Origin of the sequence: Chryseobacterium arachidis, assembly GCF_900129245.1 — a bacterium.
GTDB lineage: Bacteria > Bacteroidota > Bacteroidia > Flavobacteriales > Weeksellaceae > Chryseobacterium > Chryseobacterium arachidis.
The window spans coordinates 172025-179062 of sequence record NZ_FQUT01000011.1; the positions used below are offsets into that span (position 1 = coordinate 172025).

Consider the following 7038-nt stretch of genomic DNA (forward strand, 5'->3'; position numbering starts at 1 on the left):
GAATGTTACATTTTTTAATGATTAAAATTTAAATCCTAGCCGGATATTATAGAAAACTCCACTTTTAGCATTCGGGATGATATCTTCGATAAAAGCACCCTTATTGAAATACTGAATACCGCTCACCAAAGAGATATATCTACTGAAACTGTATGTGAAATTGGTTAAATAGGCTGTTCCGATATATCTTTTGTCTGAGCTGCTTCCGGGACGGTTCAATACTCCGCTTGGTCGGTAAACACCATCATTCAGGGAATATCGCCAGTTGAACACGGCATCCATCTGCATTTTGAGTTTTGAAGTCAAATCCAGCGTGATATAAGGATGAATATCGATTAAATTGACAGGTCCGATTTGCGGACTGAAGCCAAAATAACCTCCTTTCGGATACAGAGGATTGAAAGTCTGGAGCTTTCCGTCGTCTTTCCCTTTATCACCGGAAATATAATCGTTTCGAAGATTGATGCTCGGTTTGAATTTTACATTTTCAAATAAATATCCAATATCCACAGAACCTGTCCACGCGCTGATCTGATCTTCTCCAAAAGTCCCGAACTGATAGGCTGCTTCCAGGTTATAGATAAATCCGCCCCCGTATTTCCAGAATCTTCCGCCGATGGTGTGGCGTTTTTCTTTAGCTGTTCCAACTTCAAATTGGGATTCATCTCTTCGGATTCCGATGTAATAAACATCCAAATTTCCCGCTTTTGGAAAAATAATTTTTGAATATAATCCCCACAGATTAAGCTGCTTTGACATTTTATTATCAAAAACTCCAACATTGATGCTGTCTGCCATCATCGCAAAAGCATCGACCGAGATATTTTTCTGAGCATACATCAATTTAGCTCCTGTAAAAGAAAGCCTTGCGTTGGGACCTTCCCTTACGGAAATCAGTCTTCCTGAGCCGTAGTCCAATTCCTGTCTTCCGATTCTGGCCGTCAGTTTTCTGTTTTGATTTTTTAAGACATCGACATCAATAAAAAGATTCTGAATGCTTAACTCATCTTCATCAATTCCGCGGGGACCGTTTTTTCTCCCGTTTTGTAAAGCGCTTCGAAGCTGTGAAAAAATCCTCACTCTTTCTCCCAAATGCAAATCTGCGTGAACATCATATCGTTGCAGAAAAAAATTGTTGTGCCCGATATTCATTCTTCCCCAATCTTCGTTGTTGAAATCCACATATTCGAATCTTGCTTCGCCGCCAAAAGACAGATAGATATTTTTCTTTTCGTTCAGCGGGAGAAATTTAACCCTGTTATAAAAAGTATCTGCAGAATCTTTTAAATATTCATAGTTTTCATCGTAGCGCAGAAGCTTGAAACTCTGAGCTGATACACTTTGAGAACAAAAAAAGATTAGAAAAAAAACTTTTAAAAACGATATGGAAATTGCAGATTTCAACATTGAAAATGGTATATAAATATTAGTGCTTCAGCATATTGTGGGCATAATGAATTCCCAGTCCGTATGAGCTTCCATATTTTTTCATCAGATTCGTTACCGGAACATAGGTTTCCTGACGCGCCCAATCTCTCTGAAGCTCAAGAATATACTGAATGGAAGTCATCGGCTTTACTCCTGAATGAATCATTCTCTGAACTGCTCTTTCGTGTGCTTCATCACTTACATCTCCGCAAGCATCGGTGATTACGTACACATCGTAACCTTCTTCAAGAGCAGATAAAGCCGGACCTACGATACAAACACCTGTCCACAATCCTGCAAAAACCAATTTCTGTTTTTGAGTTCCTGTGATCGCTTTGTAAGCATTTTCATCTTCCCAGGTATTCATCGTTGTTCTGTCGATGTAGCCGGAAGTTGCGATTGGATATGCTTCCTCAATTTCAGGAAAAACGGGTCCTGAGAAACTTTCTTCGGCAACAGTTGTTACGATTGTCGGAACATTGAATATTTTTGACGCCCCACAAAGAACCGCAACATTGTTACGAAGCTCGTTCATGGAGATACTTTTTGTTGCAAATGCCATCTGACCTTCGAAATCAATAAGAACCAGGGCGTGGTTATCGGGAGATAGTAGTTTTGTTGATGGTTTCATAAAAGTTTATTTTGTTATATTTTTTAATTTAAATGAATTTATTGTTTAAGGAATTTCAATAATTCTTCATTGAATTTGTCTTTTTCTTCGAGGAATAATGCGTGACCGCTGTTTTCAAAAGGAATTAATTTTGAGCCTTTAATGGCTTTATTCATCTGCTCTGCTAAAGCATACGCTACGATTCTGTCCTGTTTTGCCTGCATAATCAGCGTCGGAATTTTTATTTTTGGCAAGTCATCACGAAGATCTTCATCTCTCAAAGCGATTAAAGCCTGTTCCATTGCATATGCAGATGACTGCATCTCAATTCCACCTAACCAAGCTCCGATTCCCGGTGAAACAGAAGTGGCAGATAAAACGAATCTTTCACCTATCGTGTTCAGTAATCCCGGCCTATCTACACTGACAAGGTCTACCCATTTGGTGATTTCTTCTTTTGTAAATAATGGATAAGGATAATCCGCTTTTTTGGTATGAACAGGTGCCGCCGCTGCAAACAAAGCTAATTTACTTACGTGTGCAGCGTTGTATTTTGCTACGTAATGCAAGGCAATTGCGCCCCCCATAGAATGCCCTCCCAATGTAGCATCCTTGATATTTAATTTGTCTAAAACGGTTTTGATATCAGAAGCAAACTGATCATAATTATATTTTCCGTAAGGTTTATCAGACTGCCCAAATCCTCTCAAGGTGATCCCGATAACACGGTAACCCGCTTTGATTAAAGGAAGATACTGATACTCCCAGGAAACGTCACTTACCGGGTAACCGTGAATTAAAACAACCGGTTTTCCTTCCCCAAGGTCTGTTACGTGAAGCTTTACGTTGGGTTCTACTTCGATATATTCCGCTCTGGCTTTTGCGGATTTTGCTGTATTTTGTGCGTTAATACTGGTAAAGAATACTGTTGACAGTAAAACGCCACCAAGAATTGATTTTAGTTTCATAATAGGATATAGTTTTTTTGACAGATTTAATTTTAAAAATGTCGGGGTTAATGAATTAAATAGTGTGATTAAATTTGAACCAGCTGTTTTCAAATATTAAAGACAACTGATTCAAAAATTTATCTTTTCAGCAAATATTTATGCTGGCCTTCCAAAACGAGTTCAGATTTTTGGTTATAAACAGTCACTTTTGTAGTAACAACTCCCTTATCTTCTTGTGGCGTTAAATCAGTAATCGTCAATGAAGAGTATAAAGTATCACCGGAATGAACTTCTTTCAAAAAATGACATGACAGTTCTAAAAATGCAATGAAAACATTTCCAAAATAATGAGGTAAAAGGGTCGCACCTGGTGCTGTAAAAGCCAATACCTGTAAACCATGAACAACCGGAGCCTCATGACCATATCTTTTTGCATACTCCGCGTCATAATGAATCGGGTGATTATCGCATGATACCGTCTGGAAAGCTGAAGCATGTGCATCGGTAAGCGTTCTGCTTGGGGCCCTGAAAACTTCTCCTACTGTGAGCTCGTCGAATGTACGTGCCGGAACAATAGAAAAATCTTCAGGATTGAACGCTGATTCCTGTGTTTTTGAATTTTCCATAAAACTTTTGATTTTAGAATAAAAATGATTTTAACGATGATTTTGGACAGGCTTTTTTGAGCTTTATTCAGTGATGAATTCCAAAAGATCTTTATTAATCGTTTCGTGCTCTGTCGTCGGCATTCCGTGAGGGAAACCTGGGTAAGTGATCAATTTCCCGTTTTTCAATAATTTAATTGACTTTAATGCTGCATTGGCAATTGGAACGATTTGGTCATCCTCGCCATGCATGACCAAAACAGGAATATCCACAGCCTGTAGATCTTCTCTGAAATCAGTTTCAGAAAATGCTTTGATTCCGTCATAATGAGCGACAATTCCTCCCATCATTCCCTGTCTCCACCAGTTTCTCTGAACGCCTTCTTTTACTTTTGCGCCTTCTCTGTTATATCCATAGAAAGGGAAAGTAAGATCGATATAAAACTGATTTCTGTTGTTCAACGTCTGATCTCTGATATCATCAAAAACAGATATCGGAACGCCATCAGGATTGCTTTCACTTTGAACCATAATCGGTGGAACCGCACTGATTAAAACTGCTTTTTTAGCTCTTCCGTTGGCATATTTGTTAACGTAACGGATCACTTCACCACCTCCAGTAGAGTGACCAATGTGGATCACGTCTTTTAAATCTAAAAACTCAACAAGCTCTGCAGCATCAGAAGCGTATTGCTCAATCGTATGATTGTAAATATTCTGGCTGGATCTTCCGTGACCTCTTCTGTCGTGCGCAATAACTCTGTACCCTCTCTGAAGGAAGAAAATCACCTGTGCATCCCAATCATCTGAAGATAGTGGCCATCCGTGGTGAAACATTAATACCGGTCCTTCACCTTGATCTTTGTAAAAAATTTCTGTTCCATCTTTTAATTTTAGTGTACTCATTTTGTAATATATTTTTATTTGAATTAATATTAAACTTATGAGTATATTTCCAAAAACAATCCAAAAGATCCATTAATCTGAATTACAATGTATTAATTAAAATTTTAAATACAATTTATTACGATATATCGTATTTTTATGAACAGCTTTTTATGTTGTCATAAAAAATATAAAATTCATCTTCCTTATTTCTGTAAACATTTAATAATATTCCAATTAAAAAACTTCTAATCATTTATTTACTTTATGTGAATTATCTAATATTGATATGAGTTCAGGAAAAATTAAATGTTTCAGGCTTAATAAAAGGCGTAATATGTTATCACTATTGAAGAAAAAGGAAAAAATTTATTTGAATTAAGTTTATTAAAAATGTAAATAAAGAAGCTGCCTTGAAAGCAGTCTTTTTTATTCTAAGTGCAAATCGGTATTTGTTCCTAATCACAAGCAGCAAAAAAGAATTAAGAATCTCTACAAACTTAAGATTCCAATTTATTTTTAGTACATACAAGAGTTTCTATTCCTCAATAATTTTATAAGCTCTTATGATTTTTATTATATTTATTAAGACTTAACAAAAATAACTTTCCGGTCTATCCGTTTTTAACTATTTTTACCGCATTATAATAAAAAACTAATGAGAAAGACCGTATTTGCCGGAATAATGACTTTAGGAGGATTGCTAACAGCCAATGCACAATGTAAACCTGTAGCTACAATTACAGAAAATTTTGACACCTGGAAAGACATCAATAAATGTTGGACTGCTCAGTCCGGAAAGGCAATGCTCTATCCTAATGATAAGAAAATTGTATTTTATTCAATGACCAGTCCAAGGGAAAATATGTATCTGGTAACTCCAAAGATAAAAGCTGGAAACTATACATTAACACTTGATGCATCGGACAATGGAGGGGAAACGACTCTGGAACTCTTTTCTATCAACAATACTTCCGATACAAAATCGTATGTTTCGATTGCAAAAGCCGCAAAAATAACTGGAGATAAAAAAACATTTACCATTTCATTAAAGAAAGAATCTTATTTAGGGCTTAAAGTTGTGCTAAACGGAGTGCACCAGGCTGTTTATATTGATAATTTATCTTTGAAACCGAAGAAATAAATTTTACTATTATCAAATGTGTGATTTGGCTGTATAAGGTTAAGCTTGTCTAAACCTTATACATTTTTTCGACCGAAATTTAAACAGGCTTTTAAAATAAATAGTCCCATTAATCCAACTTTTCTATCGACAGCTCCATACAACCTGATGAGCGGGCAACTTAGAGTCCGGATTTTTAATGATAACGACAAAATTTTGTTTGCTGTACTTTTTCAGAGGATTTCCTTCTGCATCTTTGTAATGTTCCTGTTTAAAGCCCTGTCTGATAAGATCGGTATGAAAATTCAAGACCTCTGCTTCATTATGGGTTACCAGCGATAAAGCTAGACAATTTTTTGCCCTGGTAAATACAGTGAGTACTTTAAAATTGTCAGTATGATGATGACCTGCGGAATATACTCTATTATCATCATCTTCCATATCCGGATTCCTCTCTAGCTTAAAATGTTCGGCAAGCTTGACATCCAAATTTTGAACGGAACCAGCAGTTAAATGCTGAAGATTATCAACGGTTAGGAACTGCGCGGTTGCAATTTTACAGAAAACAGTAAAAAAAACTATTAGAAATTTCATATTTCGTTTTAATCACAAAAAAATGAATTTAGCCTATAATATTGCATGATTACGGTCATAAAGGTTAATTTTATAATGGTAAATGATAATAAATTTTATCATGCAAATAAGATATATTAAAATTTTTTATATTATTCTTGGGTAATTCGTAGCTTTGAATTTTCACTAAAATTCATCGTTTAGCATGATCAATATTTACCGAAAAACAGCTGTTGTAGAAGGCATATCATACTTGGTTTTACTCTTTCTTGCAATGCCATTTAAATATTTTTTTGATATTCCGGAACCTGTCAAATATTTTGGCTGGATTCATGGGGTTTTATTTTTGGTTTATATGGTTATTTTGATCATAACATCCTTTAAATACCGCTGGAGTATCATAAGAATTGCAATCTATCTTGTCGGATCTGTATTACCTTTTGTTCCTTTTATTTTGGATAGAAATTTAAAGAAAGAATATTCTTAAAATTATCATTAAATATTCACTGTAACAAAAATAATCCATCTTTATAATAAAGACGGATTATTAGTAGTTTTGCGAACCTTCCTTTCGGAAATAATTTTACATCATCATTCTTCATTCTACTTCATTGGAAAGAAGGTATTCTGCTATATTTACATTTATGTTCAAAAAATTACACCAATTGACATTTACTGTTCGTACTCTATAACAATCTGATTATAAGGGCCGGACCATCCGGGATTAGCACACGTAATATCATTCCAGCCTCTTTTATTCTCGCTCGTTCCGTCACCCGCATTTATGATATGTACACAACCTTCGTTTCCTCCGGTATTATTAGGCTCACCTGAACGGAAATAGTCTTCCGTACTGGAATTGTT

General features: G+C 35.7%; 9 protein-coding genes. 2 read left to right on the forward strand and 7 right to left on the reverse strand.

Going from position 1 to position 7038, the window contains the following annotated elements:
- Positions 1–21 precede the first annotated feature (21 nt).
- From BUA89_RS17360 to BUA89_RS17380, 5 genes are all read right to left on the reverse strand, one after another.
- Positions 22–1407, reverse strand: a complete 1386-nt coding sequence (locus BUA89_RS17360) for an alginate export family protein (RefSeq protein ID WP_072961239.1) — start codon at positions 1405–1407, stop codon at positions 22–24.
- Between the two features lie 19 nt (positions 1408–1426).
- A complete protein-coding gene (locus BUA89_RS17365; protein ID WP_072961242.1) occupies positions 1427–2059 on the reverse strand; it encodes a hydrolase in 633 nt (210 codons plus the stop codon).
- A gap of 38 nt (positions 2060–2097) precedes the next feature.
- Positions 2098–3006: an alpha/beta fold hydrolase gene (locus tag BUA89_RS17370; protein WP_072961315.1), complete on the reverse strand. Its 909-nt coding sequence runs from the start codon at positions 3004–3006 to the stop codon at positions 2098–2100.
- Between the two features lie 119 nt (positions 3007–3125).
- Complete coding sequence (locus tag BUA89_RS17375; protein ID WP_072961245.1) at positions 3126–3614, reverse strand: MaoC family dehydratase; 489 nt, start codon at positions 3612–3614, stop codon at positions 3126–3128.
- 63 nt (positions 3615–3677) lie between these two features.
- Positions 3678–4499: an alpha/beta fold hydrolase gene (locus tag BUA89_RS17380; RefSeq protein ID WP_072961248.1), complete on the reverse strand. Its 822-nt coding sequence runs from the start codon at positions 4497–4499 to the stop codon at positions 3678–3680.
- A gap of 637 nt (positions 4500–5136) precedes the next feature.
- Here BUA89_RS17380 and BUA89_RS17385 point away from each other — a divergent pair.
- Positions 5137–5622 carry a hypothetical protein gene (locus BUA89_RS17385; RefSeq protein WP_072961252.1) on the forward strand — a complete coding sequence of 162 codons (486 nt, stop codon included), beginning with the start codon at positions 5137–5139 and terminating at the stop codon, positions 5620–5622.
- 123 nt (positions 5623–5745) lie between these two features.
- Here the strand turns inward: BUA89_RS17385 and BUA89_RS17390 are convergent, their stop codons facing one another.
- Positions 5746–6195 carry a hypothetical protein gene (locus tag BUA89_RS17390; protein ID WP_072961254.1) on the reverse strand — a complete coding sequence of 150 codons (450 nt, stop codon included), beginning with the start codon at positions 6193–6195 and terminating at the stop codon, positions 5746–5748.
- A gap of 184 nt (positions 6196–6379) precedes the next feature.
- Between BUA89_RS17390 and BUA89_RS17395 the strand changes: the two genes are divergently transcribed.
- A complete protein-coding gene (locus BUA89_RS17395; protein WP_072961257.1) occupies positions 6380–6661 on the forward strand; it encodes a DUF3817 domain-containing protein in 282 nt (93 codons plus the stop codon).
- 185 nt (positions 6662–6846) lie between these two features.
- On the opposite strand, the gene BUA89_RS23195 is transcribed toward BUA89_RS17395, so the two are convergent.
- On the reverse strand, positions 6847–7038 hold a 192-nt coding region (locus BUA89_RS23195), incomplete at its 5' end, for a C-type lectin-like domain-containing protein (protein ID WP_178362468.1).

Coding starts and splice junctions, on each gene's coding strand:
- BUA89_RS17360 (WP_072961239.1), bottom strand. CDS start 1,407: ATGTTGAAATCTGCAATTTCCATATCGTTTTTAAAAGTTTTTTTTCTA.
- BUA89_RS17365 (WP_072961242.1), bottom strand. CDS start 2,059: ATGAAACCATCAACAAAACTACTATCTCCCGATAACCACGCCCTGGTT.
- BUA89_RS17370 (WP_072961315.1), bottom strand. CDS start 3,006: ATGAAACTAAAATCAATTCTTGGTGGCGTTTTACTGTCAACAGTATTC.
- BUA89_RS17375 (WP_072961245.1), bottom strand. CDS start 3,614: ATGGAAAATTCAAAAACACAGGAATCAGCGTTCAATCCTGAAGATTTT.
- BUA89_RS17380 (WP_072961248.1), bottom strand. CDS start 4,499: ATGAGTACACTAAAATTAAAAGATGGAACAGAAATTTTTTACAAAGAT.
- BUA89_RS17385 (WP_072961252.1), top strand. CDS start 5,137: ATGAGAAAGACCGTATTTGCCGGAATAATGACTTTAGGAGGATTGCTA.
- BUA89_RS17390 (WP_072961254.1), bottom strand. CDS start 6,195: ATGAAATTTCTAATAGTTTTTTTTACTGTTTTCTGTAAAATTGCAACC.
- BUA89_RS17395 (WP_072961257.1), top strand. CDS start 6,380: ATGATCAATATTTACCGAAAAACAGCTGTTGTAGAAGGCATATCATAC.